The following is a 15,277-nucleotide window of genomic DNA, read 5'->3' on the forward strand; positions in this document are numbered from 1 at the left end:
CGACGCTCGCGATTCTCCAGATCAAACGCGCACGAGAGCCGTAACGGCAGCATGCAACGTTACCGTTCTCGGTCGCTTTTATCCGCTTTCGTTCTTTCCTTTTCCGCAGCGTGCTCCCTTCCTCCCGATCATCCCGAGGAGACGACGGGCGATATCGGGCAGCCCCTCCGGGTGACGCCACCCTCCGTGGCAGGCGGGGCGGTTCTCGGTTCCGGCTATGCCGTCGACCGTCGAGCGTTTACCGGCACCTGCCTTTCGGGCGAGGTTCGATACGCCGGCGGCTCGTCGGGTGGGTTGGGCCTCACGCGCGTCGATGGTGCGTGGCAGCTTGCCTCCGACGTCGGCGTGGAGGAGGGACCCGCGGCGTTTGCGCCCGCGATGGACAACTTGGCCGCGCGATTCGTGACCACGGCCGAGTCGACGGCGTCGCGCCAAAGTGTCACGTACGGCTACCGCGTGCAGGGTAAAAGCGCCGTCCTCGTTAATGGCGTTCCGACCCAGGCCGCGCTGGACGCAAAGGCGGAAGGGGCCGAGGCCGTGAAGCAAGCATGCGGCACGGAGTTCGTGAGCGAGGTCCAACTTGGTGCGGGGCTCTGGGTCAACGTCGGGGTCGACTACCTCGACCGGAGTGCGATGGATGCCTTTCGCAGGTCCCTGGAAGCCAAAGTCCGCGCCGGCTTCGAAAGCGGAGAGGCCTTCCATCTCGAGGAGCCGGGCAGTGCCAAGAGCGCGCATGTCACCATTTCGGCCTATCAGCTCGGTGGCGATCCCAAAAAGCTCGGATCGATGTTTGCGCAGTCGCAATGCCAGACCGGCGACAATGTGCCTGCCGATTCGAGCGGTGTCGCCAAGAAATGCATCGCGACGACCACGTGTTCGCTCTCGGCGCCGCAGGATTGCAACGACGCGTTGGCCCGCGTCCGCGGGTATGCGTACACCTCCTTTCCAAAGCAGATCGAAAACCTTTCTTATGACATCCATGCCCCAACCGGCGCGGCCGTGCTGGCGTATGTGACGCGGAGCTACAGGGAGGCCGGGTATTCCAACATCGTCGATGAAGAGAGCCCCGTCACGCCGCCCGGCGTGGCGAGTGCGCGCGTTCAGCTCCACCAGCGTCTTCGGGACCTCGCGCGCGATCGTGCGCGCGTCGAGACACTCCTCGGGACGGCGTTTCGGCTCACGTCCGAGGAGCGAACGGCGTTCGATGCAACCCACCGGAACATTCTCAATCAGATGGTCGAAACGGGCCGTGTCCTCCGCACCTGCTATTCGCGACTCGGTGAATGCGAGGCTGCAGAGACTGCGCTCGCGGAACGGTTCAAAGGCCCGGATTATCGCTACGATCTGGAAAGCCTCGTCAAGGCCCCCGGGTTCTTCGAATATTGCTCCGGTTTCGAACCGTCGGTCGAGAGCACCAAGACGCTCGATGCCATTCGTGATCAATTGGGCGCACGCGGGCTCTCGTGCGAAATGGCCGCCGACAAGCTCGCCGTTGCGACGTCGCTCGATCTTCATGCCAAGGGACTCGTCGACATTCGCCCACTCCGCGGTGCAACGTCGCTGCAAGCGCTGAACCTAAGGCAAAATCAATTGCGAAGCCTTGCCTCATTTCCCGCGCTGCCGCGCCTTGCCCGATTGAATGTGGCGTACAATCGACTTGTCAACGTGGAACCACTCACGGCATTGCCCGCGCTCGTGTCCGTGAAAATTCAAGGAAACAACGAGATCGAGGACCTGTCGCCGCTCGACCGAATTCCCACCCTCCAGACGAAAATCAAAACCGACGCCGATGTTTGTCGGCTGGAGCGCGCCGAGGTCCTGGCGGCGGGCATGATCAGCGATCAAGAATATGCGATTTACGAGCGCCGCAATTGGGGGCCCGACTACAACCGCACCGGTGATCGGGGCTCTGGAATCGATCTGTGGATCCCGTGCGCGAGGGTCGCGCCCGATCTTCCCGCCGGGCTTGCTCCGTAGAAGTGGTACAAGTGCTTGCGCGCGGGCGCCTCGAGCTGGAACTCGAGTGCGCCCGTAGCAAGTGCGAATTACTGCGCCGTGATCTTCACGGTGGCCGGCGCGCTGTTTTCGAGTTCGTCGTTGACCACGAGCTCGATCTCGTAAACACCGACCTTGTCGGCCTTGAAGGTCGGCTTCTTCGTGGTGGCATCGCTCAAGGCGGCGGTGCTGCCGGCCGGCTTGGACTTGAGCGTCCACGCGAATGAAAGCGTGTCGCCCGGGTCCGCGTCGGAGCTTGCGCTGCCATCGAGCGTGACCGTCGCGGCGGCGATGACCGTTTGCGCGTTGCCCGCATTGGCTACGGGTCTTGCATTGCTGGCGACGGCGCGGATTTTGACCTCCGCCGCGTCGCTGTCGACCTTGCCGTCATTCACAATGAGGGATGCCACGTAGTCGCCGGCCAGATCGGCCTTGAAGGTCGGCTTGGCCGCGGCGGCGTCGTTCAAGGCAGCCTTGCTCGTCGCCGGCTTCGTCTTGAGCGTCCATTTGTACGTCAGCTTGTCCTTGTCCGGATCGCTGCTCTGCGATCCGTCGAGTGCCACGTTGTTGCCCACGAGTACCTTGGAGGGCCCGGTAGCCTTGGACGACGGCTTTCCGTTCTGGCGATCGCTCGTGACGGTGACCTTGACCGTCGCCTTTCCCGAGGCGCGGCCATCGCTCACGGTCAGCTCGACGTCATAATCGCCCACGACCGTCGGGGTCATGCTCGGCTTGGCCGACGTGTCGTCGATTTTGAGCGTGCTTCCCTTCGGCTGCTTGGTAATCGCCCATTTGAAGGTGATCTTGTCACCGTCCGGGTCTTTGCTATTCGACCCATCGAGCGTCACCTTCTGGTTCACTTTCACGGACTGGGCGGTGCCTGCATTGGCAATGGGTGCGCGATTGTCGTCACCGTCACTACTGCAACCGGCCAAAGCAAGGATTCCAAGCAATGCACACGAAAGCGTTCTTCCAAAGTAAGTGTTCATCCGAAGTGATCCTCCGAAGAACAGACGCGCGTCCTCCGTGGGTGGCGCAAAATTAGATTTCATCGACGAATTTACGGACGCGTTCGCTTGTATGTCGGTGCGACGTTCGAGTCATGCGCTCAGGCACATTGTGGCGCACCTCCCGAAACGATGAAGAATGTTGCATCGTGCAAGCCTGTCGGTTGCAACTCGCAACGAAGGTCGCGTGATTCGACGTATTTCGCGAGCTCCGAGCCCGGCACACAACGTGATGGTGTCCTGGTCGATTCTCGAAGAACGGAGTAGTACATGAAAATTGGATATTTCGCATTGGCGATGGGCGTGATGGTCATTGCGTGCGCTGGGCACCCGGATGAAGCATCGGATTCCGCTTCGCAAGAGACCGCGCTGCACGACGACGGATGGGACGATGATCGTTGTCGCCCCGCCCCCCCGGGCATTCCGGCCGCCCTGGCCGTGCCGGACGACGAATGCCTCACGGCCAAGGTGCGCGGCGTCGGCGTACAGATCTACCGCTGCACGGCGGGTGCGTGGCTGAACATTGCCCCCGAGGCGAATCTGCTCAATCGAAATGGTCGCTTCGTCGGCAATCATTTTTTTGGACCGAACTGGCAATGGCGCGATGGCAGCAAGGTCAGGGCTGCGAAGGTGGCCGAGGTGAATGCGCCCGATTCCGCACACGATATTCCGTGGCTGTTGTTGTCCGTGGTTGGCCAGGATGGTGCGGGTCGTTTGGCCGGCGTCCTCCACCTCCAGCGGCTCAACACCGCCGGTGGGGTCGCGCCGGCGGGCAACTGCACCAATGGCGCCGAAGTCCGCGTGCCTTACGCGGCGGATTATCTCTTCTATCGACTGGATAGTCAGGAATAGAGCTGGCGCGATATGCGGGTATGCGCGGAGCCGTCCTTTCCCCGATGGAACGAATCGTTCCGCAGTTAAGGCGAAAATTCTCGGAAGATCCGCACGAACGCAGCCGGCACGCCTCCTGCTCTGCGAACGGCGATGCGTCTCGCAAAAAGCGTTATCACCTTCGGCTCGGTGCTGCTATTGGCGCTCACGGCGGCCACGCCTGCGCAAGCCGATCCCCTCGTCGACGGATCCAGCGATCTTTTCAAGCGTTGCAAGCTGACGAACGAGAAACCGTACCCGGTCGTGCTCGTCCACGGTCAAGGCGGCAACTACGGCGGCTTGACCGCCATTTCGGAGCGGCTCACGCGCGAAGGTTACTGCGTCTGCGGGATGAACTATGGCCCCATCAACCTCGCCGGCGGCGGCGGGTACGGTCAGGACCATATTTGGAATAGCGCCGACCAGATTTCCGAGTACATCGACGCCGCTCTCGACTACACGAAAGCCAAGAAGGTCGACGTCGTTGGGCATTCCGCCGGCACCGGGGTGCTCGACGACTACGTCCTCAAAAAGGGCGGGGCGTCGAAGGTGCACGCATTCGTTTCCTTCGGCGGGCTGCACCATCCGTACGGCCACCTCGGGGTGCCTCGCTTTTTCGACTCCGACGTGTACCTGCCGAATCTCTTGGCCTTCGGGCGCCAGTTCTATCCTGGCCTCACGGTGAAGCAAGTCGTCGATACGTTGGTATCGACCTTCAACCTCGATAGAACACTGGCCGGTACGTTGCAATCACCCTTCGTGGAAGATTTGTTCGACGCCAACTACTGGAACGACTTGCACGGCGGTCCCTCGGAGCCGCCGGGCACGTTCCTTCGGTTTGCGACCAATGGGCGATCGTTGCGGACCAACGACGCCTCACCGGGGATTTGCTACACGAATATCGTCGGCGTCGGGGACTTTCTCGTCGGAGGAAGCACGGGATGGCAAGACGAGTCGTCGAGCACCGAAAATTTCCTTTTGACCTCGAACGTGACGGCAAACATGCACAACGACATGCTGGGCAACGAGGAAGCGTTGTCGAAAATGGTGCAGGGGCTTCAGAAGGATTGCGGCGGCGGGAATGGCCTTCGAACGCAGGGCGCACGAGGAAGCCTGCATCTGGCCAGTGACCAGGCCGCGCCCTCGGAGGCTGCGGCCCAGAAGGAATTCGGAGATGCCTTTCTCGAGGCGCTCGAGCGCGATCACGGATTGAAGGCCGAGGAGCAAGGCGGTTGCACCGTTTCACGGCGTTCGAGCGAGGTGCCGATTTCGGGTTTGGTCCTTCTCGGCGCCTTGATGGCTTTCCGGCGGCGCCGCATCGCCTCGTAGCTCATGGCCGGTGGGCCTGATTTTCCCATCGCAGCGTATTGCGAAGAAACTCGGGAGTGCTCCCCGCGAAGGCCCAGCGCGCCACCGGATCGCGCGTGAGCCGGTAGCGCATCCAGGCCGTGACGTATCCAAAATAGGGCTGCGGGCCAATTCCGCCGCAGCCCAATTGGGAACACGAATCCTGAATATCGTTGTGGTCCGCACCAATCAAGGTTGCGCGCGCCTTGACGGTGCCGTCGGGCACGGCATCGTAGAAGGCGCGCATCGATTGCTCGCCCGCCGTGGTGGCATCCTGATTGGACGGTGAAATGAAGCCGTCTTTGTTCCCATTGACGAAGAAAATCGAGCCCGACGTGATGTCGCTTCCACTGTAGAAATTGTGCTCTTTGCAGGTGGGATCGCCGCTGTTGAAGCATATCCACCGTTGCGCCGGCAACTCGATGGGCACCACCGTGGAAACGTGCGCATGCGCATCGCCGGAGGCATTCGCCAGCTTGTAGGCGTTGATGCTGCCGCCCGCTCCCTGCGAATGACCGAAGGTACCCACCGCTTGGCGGTCGAGCGCATGGTAATACGTCGACGAGGGATCCTCGTCTGCGCGCATGATCCAATCCAGCGACGCAATCATCTCCTGCCCGGTGCCGGTGTTCTGGCTCGTGGAGGCGACGACGACGAATCCCCACGATGCCATGTGGCTCAAAAAGCGGCTGTATTGCCCCGGCACCGCGCCGGTGCCATTTCCCCATACGAGCACGGCGTGTCGATGCCCCGCGCGCCCCAAGTCCGAAGGACGAAAGAGCTCGTACGTGGCCGAAGCCTTGGCGTCGTATACGCTCTCATGCGCCACGGCCCAAGGCCCCGGCGCCGTGTAGATCGCCTCGATCACCAGCTCCTGCGCGGCGTGCCCATCTTTCGGAATGAGCGACGGAACGAAGCCAAACGAAACAACCAGCAGCGTACGCTTCCAATTCGATGTCATGTTTCGACGGATGGTGCCCGTGCCCCGCACCTCCGTTCAAACGAATTGCACACCCGCGTTCTCGTCGGTACGTGGACGTGTGGCGTACCAGGTCGTGAAACTGGCCTCGGGAATCATTTCAATCGGGCGACACCCCTCCGACCATTACGAACGGACCGGGCGTTTAGGCCGAGTGTTACACTTGGCGTGAGACGTGCGTGACCATCAATGGACCGCTGAGCAAGGCCAGATGCATCCGTGCCAAAGAGGTTTCTTACGGACCGAGTAGCTGGCCGCGAATGCGGCGGGTGCGGGTGCCAAACCGATCATAGACGAGCAGCGCGCGCCCATCACGGTGGCTCGCGGCGCCGCCGCCCGCCGGCGCAAAAATCTCGTACGCGCCATCGCAGGGCACCGTTATGTAGGGTGCTCCATTCGGGGGAACCATGCTTCCGTTGGTCCCGATGGTTCCCCCGTAGATACCGCATTCTCCATCACGTGCCTCGCTCCAGCACGAAAGATAGTTGTCAATAGTGAGCGTGCTCAGTGCAGAGAATCCCCACGTAGAGGCGACCACGAAGCCATTGGGATCAAGCACATTGCCGGTTGCCGTGATACGTGCACCGAGCAACTTATTCGGATTGCGACTCCACGTAACGAGAAAGTCAGAGCCGTTCGACGCGCTAGCATTGCCAAAAACATCGCCCATGCCGTCCCCTAGAGCGAGCGGAGGTGAATCTAGGATGCTCCCGGTGGCCGCGTCGACGCGCACCGCGAATTCACCCCAAGATAGGAGATAGTGGCCGGCATTGTCGTGCGTCACCGACACACGACCTTGCGAAGAACCGACAACAAAAGGTGACGGATCGATGGGGATTCCATTGTCACCTATGCGCTGCGCATATGTCTCGTTCGTAGTGCGCCACGCGACGAGGCACTGACTCGCCTCGCAAGAAATACCCGGTTCCTCGGGAATTGTCGCACTTTGCAACTGGATGGGAGGGGCATCTAGCACGGCGCCCGTGGCTGCATCGATTCGAACGAGGCGAATCGCAGAGGCTTCGGGGGCGATCCATGTCTTTGAGGAGGCGATCACGTAGTGGCGAGCGGTTGCTGAAATCGCGAAGTTTTGCGCTTCGGTCGCCAGCACCGAAAGGGCCGGTGAATCAAGAATGGTGCCATCGACCCCTACTCGGACGGCGTAAATGGATCGCGCAGATGGATCCGTTCGATTGTCTTTCCAAGCAACGAGGTACCCGTCCTCGGGGCCCGCAGCCACGCGCGCGCCGGTTTCCTCGTTTTCGTTCCTTGCGAGCTCAATGCGCGTTTCGACTGTGCTCGCGTCCGCGATAGGTAGGAGTTTCGCCGCGACACCATCGGCGTCCTGGAATGCGACAATGCATCTTCCTCCGGGGCAAGCGATCGCAAAAGCGCCGATTGCGGGCGCAATGGAGAGCGGCGCACTGTCGATCAGTGTGCCCGTAGGCGCAAATCTTTGCTCAACGAGTTGCCTCGGCGCCGTCTTCGTAAGCCACACCGCGTGAAAGAGAGTTCCGTCGAAGCCGAGCGCCAGTTCCTCGCCGCTGCCGCCGAGCGAAAATGCCGAACTATCCCCAAGCTTCACGTGCACGATTCCCGAGCCATCCTCGAGCCATCCCAGCGCCAAAATGCCAGCTCCATACGCAGCGCCGGGAAATCGCGCATTGGAGATGCCATTGTCTCGAATCGGCGCCCCAGGTTCGTTGCAAGGGCCAATACCCTGCACGAGAATCGGCTTGGTCTGCCCGTAAAAACCATTGTCTTCACAGAATGCTTTTGGCGCCCCATCCACCGAGATCGCGACCGGAAGCCTCTGCGCGATGTTTCGCTCCAAGTTCGAGATAACATCGCGTGTGACCGGACCTGGGCTGCCCGTCGAGGTGACGCGGCTATAAACGAACTGTTCGCTGTGCTCGTACGAGATCCATCCCACGCGTGACCCGTCGCCGTCACGCGTCACAGTCGCGTAGGTCGCATTCCCGTCTGTCGGCGCTACGACGAAGCCGTCGGGGTCCAGGATCGTGCCATCGCGTGCGACACGCGACGCCATCGCGGTTACGGGTCCGCCCGGATTTATCGGCAGGCGGAGCCAGGCGACGATAAACTGCTTGCCATCGTACCCTATGGCGTGGTCGCCAATGAAAGGTTGGGCGTGAATCCGGGTACCGCCTAGATTGACTACCGTCCCATCCTCCAACACCCGAGCGCCCCACAGACCTGCGCGATCCGTCCACGTAAAAAACGCCTGCGCACCATCCGTTGCGCCTGCGATATGCCAAGTCATCTGTGTCGCACCCGTAACGGGTGTATCAAACGTGATCTCCCTTAGGGCAGGTGGACCACCGCCATCTTCGCTCGGTGTTGGTGGCGCGCCATCCGCTTCGGAGTCTGGTGAGCCGGCATCGCCGTAGGGATTAGACGCGTCCTTCGGAGGCGCAGTTGGCGGTGTTTGCGGCCCCCCCGGATCAGTCATGGCGCAGCTGCCCGCGCCCCAGCTCACCAGGAAGAGTACCAGAGCTGCCTTATGCCGTATCTGTGTCATCCCGCTACCCCCCGACGAACGCGAGTCCGTTGTCTCTAATTGGCGTGCGACGATGACTTCCGTCACATGACAACGTCGTTTCAAAGCTACGGTCGCGGATGTCTTTGTCGAGAACCCCGGGGCAGATTCGCCGTTGCGCGAACTCGCCGTATCGTTGCGAATACGCAAGCGCGATGGTAGCGCACGTCTTTTCATAAGACGGTTTCCCAAGCACTAGCGTGCTTGCACCCTGTTCGGCTGGGCCTCTGGACGAGTGAGAAGAGCCATGTGGAGCATGATCTCGTCGCGCCAACGCGGTTGTGTGAGGTGGAGCGCAGGATCAAGGCACGCGCTGCGAGATCATCCTCAACGGTCAGATGGCGAACGGATTACTTCTCGTGACCGTCAAGGCGGACGGTCCTCGGACCACTAGTCCGGTGGGGCCGCCGGGCCTTGGGAGGCGTCTGGTCGCGGATGCAGCCGTTGCTTGGCGAAGGGGACCGCCTGCTCGCCGAGCAGCATGCCCAGCAATCCGAGCAGCGCGATGAGGGGCGGGGCGGGCGAGCGCACGCCGAAGAGCGAATAGATGATGCCCACCAGCACACCGATACCCAGCGAGAGGAAGTAGGGTTTCATGACATCCTCGGGCAACGCCCCCGATGGCATCGGGTGATCCGATTCATCGCCCGATACCAGGGGCAGCCATTCACCAGGACTTAGGCCTTCTTGCCCTCGTGGACGGCGAACATCGTATGCGCGTAGTGGATGCCGACGCCGAAGGCGCCGCCGAACCGCTTCGCAACACCGGTGGTCAGCTCGTAGGTCTCCACGCGGGCCCAGTCGCGTTGCAGTTCGAGGAGATAGGTCAGGGCCGTGATGGGGCGCGCGCCCGCTTGAAGCATGCGCTCGATCGCGCGCTCATGGGCTTCGGGCGTGCAGTCGCCGCAGGCATCGGTGACCACGTAGACTTCGTAGCCCTGCTCGAGCGCCGACAGGACGGGGCCATTGCAGCAAACCGAGGTCCACAGCCCGCAAATCACCAGACGGCTCTTGCCGGTGGCATTGACGCGCGCAATGAAATTCTCGTCTTCCCAGGCATTCGATGTGGTGCGGTCGACAATCTTCGCCTCAGGCAGCGCGGCCGTGATTTCATCGAACAACGGGCCGGCGAACGTGTCCTTCGAAATGGTCGAGACGATCGTCGGGACATTGAAACCCTTTGCCGTATGGGCGAGAATTCCCGTATTCGTGCGCAGATTGGTGATGTCGATCGACTTGACGTTGAAGGCCATTTGCGATTGATGGTCGATCAGAATCAGCGCGTGATCTTTCGGGCTGAGGAGCGTCGAGGCGGGCTTGGCAATGGCTTTGATGCTCATGAAGATCCTCTCTAGGTTCGATGGCGTTGGACGATGGAGCGCGGCACCGATGATCCATCGGCCAACCGCGCGTCATCGAGTTACGACGATCCTAGGGAGTCATCGCGGCGCGGGAGCGTGCAATTTCGCGGAATCAACCACGCGAAATTGCGGATTGGACCTTCCCCTCGATGAATTCGCGTTGCTTGGTGATGGCCTCCGCGCAATGCCTCATGAAGGCATAAACCCGTCCAGACTTGCGAATATCGGGGTGGGTCAGAACCCAGAGCTCGTCGAAGACCTCCGGCTCGACGGCGCTGATGCGTAGAAGGCCGGGCACCAGATCCCCGTGCATGCAGGGAAGAAAACCGACGCCCATCCCGGCCGCGATGGCCGAGGCGACGCCCGCAACCGAATCGCTCCGGTAGGCGATTTTTTCGCGGGATACGTGGTCGTTGACGAACTTGTGCGCTTTGAGGCCGGACAAGCCCTTGCCGTACGATACCCACGGCCGTCGATAGAGTTCGTCACGATGGGGCGATGCTCCGACGTAGTCGAGCCTGCGTCCGTAAATGGCCCATGCCACGGTTGCGAGCTTGGATCCGAAGAGGTTCTCTTCCGGCGCGCAGGTGGCCGCCCGAAAAGCAATGTCCGAATCCCCTCGCGCCAGGTTCAGCGCGCGGTTTCCCACGATCACCTCGATTCGGATCTCCGGATTTCGGGCCTGGAACTCCGCAATGATGGGCGTGAGAAAATCCAAGAGCAACGCGTCGCTCGTCGTGACGCGGAGATCGCCCTTGTGGCTTTGGACATTGCCCGAAACGCGCCGAGCCACGTTCAGGATGTCGTGTTCGACGCGTTCCGCAAGCGCAATCATGTCGGCCCCGGCCGCCGTAGGCGCATAGCGGCTCCGGCGTCGATCGAAGAGGACCACGCCCAAGGTTTGTTCCACCACAGCGAGCCGTCGCGAGATCGTCGAATGGTTCACGGCGAGCGCCGCCGCCGCCGCCACGAGGCCGCCGCCCTCGCCAATGGCCTTGATGATGCGGAGATCGTCCCATGAGAGTCGTTGGAGGGCATCGCTCATGATGTCCCTTTTAGCGCCAAGACGCGCTCTCCGCTCGAACGGGTACACGACGACCCATCGTTCGGCCGTCCAGGACCCAACGATGGCGGCAGGCGCTGCTTCGGCAAGCGCGAATGCACGAGATTTTGCGATGTCGAGAGCCTGGCACGGTTGCTGCGATTAAGCGCCCGTGTCGTTGAACGGCACACTCATTTACGAGGACGACGCGTCGTCGAGCATTCCTCGTCCAACCATCAAGGATGATTCATGCGATCTTTTCATATCGTATTGCTGGCTAGTTCTTTGTCCATCGGTTGCGCCAATGCTGCGGACAGCGCGAACGAGGCCCCCGCGGACGGAGAAGAAGCTGCTGGAAGTGCAGCCTCCGAGCTTCGCGCCCTTCAAGACAACGAGAAGCTCGGATCGATGGCTTATGGAGATACCAAATCGGTCGACTACACGGAAACTCCGCTTTATCGCGCGTACAGCTTTTCGGCCAGTGCGAACGACTCCATCGATATCTGGGTTCGCGGAACCGCGGGAACGGATGCGATTGCGTGGCTGTTGGGAGCCGACTACCAGACCCTGGCCTCCAACGACAATGCCGGCTCCGGGGTAAAGGACGCGCATATTGCATACAAGATCGCCACGGCGGGCACGTATTGGATTGCCTTCCGCGAGGTGAATCAGGAAAATTCGACGTTCACCGTGAGCTTGAGCAAAGCGACTACGGCGCCCGTGGATGTCTTCGATCCGAATACCTGCCAGGGAACCCCTCTCGCGCGTGCCGAGGTTCTTCACTATTTCGCGCCGGGGTCTTCGGCTTCGGCTCTCATCGTCAAACCTCACTTGTACCTACGCGAACGCCGCTGCAATACGGCGACGGGTTGTGCGGCGTGGACCGAGAGCACGAAAGGGATCGATCTGACGTACGTCGCCGGAGGGCAACAGACGAAAAACACCGTCAAAGATCTCCGGGTGTCGGCCAATGTCGAAGAGAATTCGTACATTCATCTCGATCTACGGGGCACGGATAATACGAACGATTACGTGCCATTCTATCACACGTACGTGCCGAACAGCTCTTCCGGCACGCTCAAGGCTTCTCGCCAGGCGTACAGCGTGACGTACGAGGGCGTCACCTTCCCGTCGGAGATCTCGGTAAAGCTATTTACGACGTGTCTCTACACGAAACTAACGGGGTCGACCTCGCCGAACTCCTCGTCCACGTACAAGGAGGTCGAGGCCGTCTTTTACAGCGAAACCCTACCGCCTCCCTACTGACGAAAGAACCCGCGCGTTCTCGCGGCGCGGTCCTCGCTACACCGAGGGCTGCGCCGGGGTGCGGGGGCGTGCCGCGCCGAGGGCGATGAAGGCGAGTCCGGCGACCACGAGGATGTCGGCCACGTTGAAGACGGGCCAATGGGTCAGATGAATGAAGTCGACCACGAACCCGCGCATGAATCGATCGAGGATATTGCCCATGGCACCCGCGGCCACGAGTGCGTAGCCCATCGGCTCGGGCCACTGGGCGTAGCGGCGACGCCACCAGGTGACCAACATGCCGACGAAGACGGCCGCGGCGAAGGCGCCGAGCACGAGGGGCTTGTGCGGAATGGCGACATCGCGAAGCAACGAGAAGGCGATATCGTGATTTTCCGTATACCGAAGATCGAGCACGCCCGCGATAAGCTCCACGATGCGGCCGCCGCCTAGCTCGTGGAGCGCCATCGCCTTCGATGCGTGATCGCAGCCGACCAGCGCAGCGGAACCGAGGAGCAAGAGAGCGCGTGCGAAAAGCCCGGTGCCGCGAGAACCCATACCGCGAGAAACCAAGCGCGCGCGTCGATTGTTCCCGGCTGCGTCACGCGCAATGCGGGAGACCCGCATCGAGTGCGGTTCGCCCGCTGCGTGTGCGTCCTTGCAGGCGCCCGCCCGCCCACGTGCACGGAATGGCCAGGACAATCAGCGCGATGGGGTACCATTTGGGGCCGAATTCCGGGCCTTGATTCCACGTCGCGACCAGGCCCATGGTGCCCAAGAGCATGCCGATCGCGCCGAGAACCACGACGTGCCCCATGCGCCGCGTGGTTGCGATGCGCGCCGTCAGGTACGCGCCGCCGATGGTGAAGAGGATGCGGTAGCCAAGCGCGAGCAAAAAGAGGCCATCGTTCATGGCCTCGCCGGCGGGTGAATAGATGCCCGTCGCGTGCAGCACCGCATCGACGATGCTGGGTGGAATGGCCGTCGCGAGCAAGCCCGCAACGATGCTGCCGACGCCGCGCTTGGTGATCTTCGATGCTTGATTCGGGTTCATGGCTCGTCTCCAGGGGAAAACGTTGGTTTCGTCCCTGAGTCGGAGCCGCCTTCGCGTTCTCGACATGGCCCCGCGTTTTTTTTCTCGCCCCGGAGCAAACCGGTCGCAAGACATCGGAACGCCTCGACGGCCTTTGCAAAGACGGCGTGAGGATCTTCCGAGGCTGCAATCCAGAGCGAGGCATTGAGCGCCGCACCATTGAGCAGTCGGGCGGCCGCTTCCGCATCCACCGCCTTCACCATGCCCTCGTCGATGAGCGCCTGGATCGTTTGCGTCGTCGTGCGAAGGCACGCGGTTTGGTTCGGCCATTGCGATGGATCGCCGAGCACGGCCGGTCCGTCCAGCAGCATGATGCGCTGGATTTCCGGCTCCAAAGCCATCTCGATGTACGTGATGTTCGCGTCGAGAAATCCGACCCATGCGTTCTCCGCCTGCTCGGCGGCGGCGCGCAGCCGTAGCCCCATTTCGGCATCGATCTGGTCGATCACGGCCTGGAGCAAGCCCTTCTTGTCGCCGAAGTTGTGGTAGAGCGCGCCTCGCGTCAGCCCCACTTCGGCCGTTAGCTCATCCATGGACGCGGCCGCATAGCCTTGCGCGGCGAACGCCCTCCGAGCGGCCTGAATGAGCTTTGCCCGCGTTTCCTCGACCATTTCCGCGCGTCGTTTAGCGGCCACGGCATCTCCAACGAAAACATACGTCACGTATGCGGATTGACATACGGGGCGTATGTCCCAACGTATTGACATACGAAGCGTATGTCAAAGCTAGGGAGAGAAACAATGGCCAAACGCGATGCGGTTTTTCCTGCGGGAAGGCAGGCGTTGTACGAGAAGTACCTGTATTCGGCGGCGATTCGCTCGGGCGACTTTCTATTCGTCTCGGGCCAGGTCGGCAGCCGCGAAGACGGATCGCCCGAACCAGACTTCGAGAAACAGGTCCAGCTTGCATTCGACAACCTCGCAGCGGTGTTGAAGGCCGCGGGCTGCACGTTCGATGACGTCGTGGACGTGACCACGTTCCACACCGATCCGGCCACGCAGTTCGAGACGTTTGTCGCCATTCGACGGAAGGCGATCGGTGACCCGCCTTATCCGAATTGGACCGCGGTGGGCGTGAATTGGCTGGCGGGTTTCGATTTCGAGATCAAGGTCATCGCGCGCATTCCTCCGTCCGCGCTCGCGCCTCGATGAACGGTCATCGAACCTCTTTGTAAATATCGTCGCTGAGAACGTCGACGTGGCCATCCGCAACGGTGGTTTGACCGATTCGAGCCTGCTGGCTCCTCTCATTGGTGCATCACCGCTTCTCATCGTGGCCTCGTCGGCGTATTCGCCTTGCGACGATACCGCAAAATCGTTGTCGTGATTTCATCCACCAGACGAACGGATGGCCTGCAAATCCGCCCATTGTCGAAATCATTTGGTAGCGAACGATTTTGAAAGCAATCGACGACGAATGTGCAAGAGTAGGCAGCGTTGCGGTGAGTAACTTGCGGCTCTGCGCAGTGTGACGCGCGGTCGCGAGTTTCCATGCGGCGTTCCGGCCGGTTGGCCGTTGGCTTGTGAAATCCTCGCGCTACGCGTCCGTGCGCTGGTCGTAGCGCGGCCGTCAACAAGGAGTAAGCCGCCATGTCCAAGAAAATTGCATACCGCGCGTCAACGTCTTCGCTTTCACGCCGGCAAATGATTCATCGAATTGGATCGACACTTGCGATTGCGCCGTTTTCGAGGGTCTTGCTTGGATGTGCATCCACGGACATCGATGGCGCGGAGGACTCGAGCGACTCGCCTCTCGCCGCCCAGTGGGCGACAGGGGGG

Annotated in this window: 14 protein-coding genes; 5 read left to right on the forward strand and 9 right to left on the reverse strand. The window is 61.4% G+C overall.

The annotated features are described in order from the left end of the window. The first annotated feature begins 51 nt into the window (after positions 1-51). Complete coding sequence (locus LZC95_48035) at positions 52-1,977, forward strand: hypothetical protein (GenBank protein ID WXA94183.1); 1,926 nt, start codon at positions 52-54, stop codon at positions 1,975-1,977. A gap of 68 nt (positions 1,978-2,045) precedes the next feature. On the opposite strand, the gene LZC95_48040 is transcribed toward LZC95_48035, so the two are convergent. Further along, positions 2,046-2,984, reverse strand: a complete 939-nt coding sequence (locus LZC95_48040) for a PKD domain-containing protein (protein ID WXA94184.1) — start codon at positions 2,982-2,984, stop codon at positions 2,046-2,048. 288 nt (positions 2,985-3,272) lie between these two features. Here LZC95_48040 and LZC95_48045 point away from each other — a divergent pair, with 288 nt between their 5' ends. Together LZC95_48045 and LZC95_48050 are read left to right on the forward strand one after the other, a co-directional pair. Next, entirely contained in the window at positions 3,273-3,854 is a 582-nt protein-coding gene (locus LZC95_48045) for a DUF3455 domain-containing protein (protein WXA94185.1), read from the forward strand. Between the two features lie 132 nt (positions 3,855-3,986). After that, a complete protein-coding gene (locus LZC95_48050; GenBank protein WXA94186.1) occupies positions 3,987-5,201 on the forward strand; it encodes an alpha/beta fold hydrolase in 1,215 nt (404 codons plus the stop codon). Between the two features lies 1 nt (position 5,202). Here the strand turns inward: LZC95_48050 and LZC95_48055 are convergent, their stop codons facing one another. From LZC95_48055 to LZC95_48075, 5 genes are all read right to left on the reverse strand, one after another. After that, a complete protein-coding gene (locus tag LZC95_48055) occupies positions 5,203-6,180 on the reverse strand; it encodes a hypothetical protein (GenBank protein WXA94187.1) in 978 nt (325 codons plus the stop codon). Between the two features lie 253 nt (positions 6,181-6,433). Next, positions 6,434-8,482, reverse strand: coding sequence for a hypothetical protein (locus LZC95_48060; protein WXA94188.1), 2,049 nt, complete (start codon positions 8,480-8,482; stop codon positions 6,434-6,436). Between the two features lie 666 nt (positions 8,483-9,148). Beyond that, positions 9,149-9,355, reverse strand: a complete 207-nt coding sequence (locus LZC95_48065; GenBank protein WXA94189.1) for a XapX domain-containing protein — start codon at positions 9,353-9,355, stop codon at positions 9,149-9,151. Between the two features lie 80 nt (positions 9,356-9,435). Next, positions 9,436-10,011, reverse strand: a complete 576-nt coding sequence (locus LZC95_48070; GenBank protein WXA94190.1) for an isochorismatase family protein — start codon at positions 10,009-10,011, stop codon at positions 9,436-9,438. 220 nt (positions 10,012-10,231) lie between these two features. Continuing rightward, complete coding sequence (locus tag LZC95_48075; GenBank protein WXA94191.1) at positions 10,232-11,164, reverse strand: LysR family transcriptional regulator; 933 nt, start codon at positions 11,162-11,164, stop codon at positions 10,232-10,234. Between the two features lie 246 nt (positions 11,165-11,410). Here LZC95_48075 and LZC95_48080 point away from each other — a divergent pair, with 246 nt between their 5' ends. Next, the gene (locus tag LZC95_48080) at positions 11,411-12,427 is read left to right on the forward strand and encodes a hypothetical protein (protein ID WXA94192.1); all 1,017 of its coding nucleotides are present in this window, start codon (positions 11,411-11,413) and stop codon (positions 12,425-12,427) included. A 36-nt stretch (positions 12,428-12,463) separates the two neighbouring features. Here LZC95_48080 and lspA read toward each other — a convergent pair whose 3' ends face one another. From lspA to LZC95_48095, 3 genes are read right to left on the reverse strand one after another with little or no spacing between them, the layout of a single operon-like run. Next, a complete protein-coding gene (gene lspA / locus LZC95_48085; protein ID WXA94193.1) occupies positions 12,464-12,964 on the reverse strand; it encodes a signal peptidase II in 501 nt (166 codons plus the stop codon). Between the two features lie 43 nt (positions 12,965-13,007). After that, a complete protein-coding gene (locus LZC95_48090; protein ID WXA94194.1) occupies positions 13,008-13,460 on the reverse strand; it encodes a hypothetical protein in 453 nt (150 codons plus the stop codon). Beyond that, on the reverse strand, positions 13,457-14,134 hold the full coding sequence (locus tag LZC95_48095) for a TetR/AcrR family transcriptional regulator (GenBank protein ID WXA94195.1): 678 nt from the start codon (positions 14,132-14,134) through the stop codon (positions 13,457-13,459). Before LZC95_48095 ends, LZC95_48090 begins: the two co-directional genes overlap by 4 nt. Before the next feature lie 105 nt (positions 14,135-14,239). Here LZC95_48095 and LZC95_48100 point away from each other — a divergent pair, with 105 nt between their 5' ends. Further along, on the forward strand, positions 14,240-14,650 hold the full coding sequence (locus LZC95_48100) for a RidA family protein (GenBank protein ID WXA94196.1): 411 nt from the start codon (positions 14,240-14,242) through the stop codon (positions 14,648-14,650). Positions 14,651-15,277 lie beyond the last annotated feature (627 nt).

It is taken from the genome of Sorangiineae bacterium MSr12523 (assembly GCA_037157775.1).
Lineage (GTDB): Bacteria > Myxococcota_A > Polyangia > Polyangiales > Polyangiaceae > Pendulispora > Pendulispora brunnea.

Bases quoted from the DNA above. Each gene is read 5' to 3' on its own strand.
- LZC95_48035 (WXA94183.1), top strand. From the start codon at position 52: ATGCAACGTTACCGTTCTCGGTCGCTTTTATCCGCTTTCGTTCTTTCC.
- LZC95_48040 (WXA94184.1), bottom strand. From the start codon at position 2,984: ATGAACACTTACTTTGGAAGAACGCTTTCGTGTGCATTGCTTGGAATC.
- LZC95_48045 (WXA94185.1), top strand. From the start codon at position 3,273: ATGAAAATTGGATATTTCGCATTGGCGATGGGCGTGATGGTCATTGCG.
- LZC95_48050 (WXA94186.1), top strand. From the start codon at position 3,987: ATGCGTCTCGCAAAAAGCGTTATCACCTTCGGCTCGGTGCTGCTATTG.
- LZC95_48055 (WXA94187.1), bottom strand. From the start codon at position 6,180: ATGACATCGAATTGGAAGCGTACGCTGCTGGTTGTTTCGTTTGGCTTC.
- LZC95_48060 (WXA94188.1), bottom strand. From the start codon at position 8,482: ATGACTTGGCATATCGCAGGCGCAACGGATGGTGCGCAGGCGTTTTTT.
- LZC95_48065 (WXA94189.1), bottom strand. From the start codon at position 9,355: ATGAAACCCTACTTCCTCTCGCTGGGTATCGGTGTGCTGGTGGGCATC.
- LZC95_48070 (WXA94190.1), bottom strand. From the start codon at position 10,011: ATGGCCTTCAACGTCAAGTCGATCGACATCACCAATCTGCGCACGAAT.
- LZC95_48075 (WXA94191.1), bottom strand. From the start codon at position 11,164: ATGAGCGATGCCCTCCAACGACTCTCATGGGACGATCTCCGCATCATC.
- LZC95_48080 (WXA94192.1), top strand. From the start codon at position 11,411: ATGCGATCTTTTCATATCGTATTGCTGGCTAGTTCTTTGTCCATCGGT.
- lspA (WXA94193.1), bottom strand. From the start codon at position 12,964: ATGGGTTCTCGCGGCACCGGGCTTTTCGCACGCGCTCTCTTGCTCCTC.
- LZC95_48090 (WXA94194.1), bottom strand. From the start codon at position 13,460: ATGAACCCGAATCAAGCATCGAAGATCACCAAGCGCGGCGTCGGCAGC.
- LZC95_48100 (WXA94196.1), top strand. From the start codon at position 14,240: ATGGCCAAACGCGATGCGGTTTTTCCTGCGGGAAGGCAGGCGTTGTAC.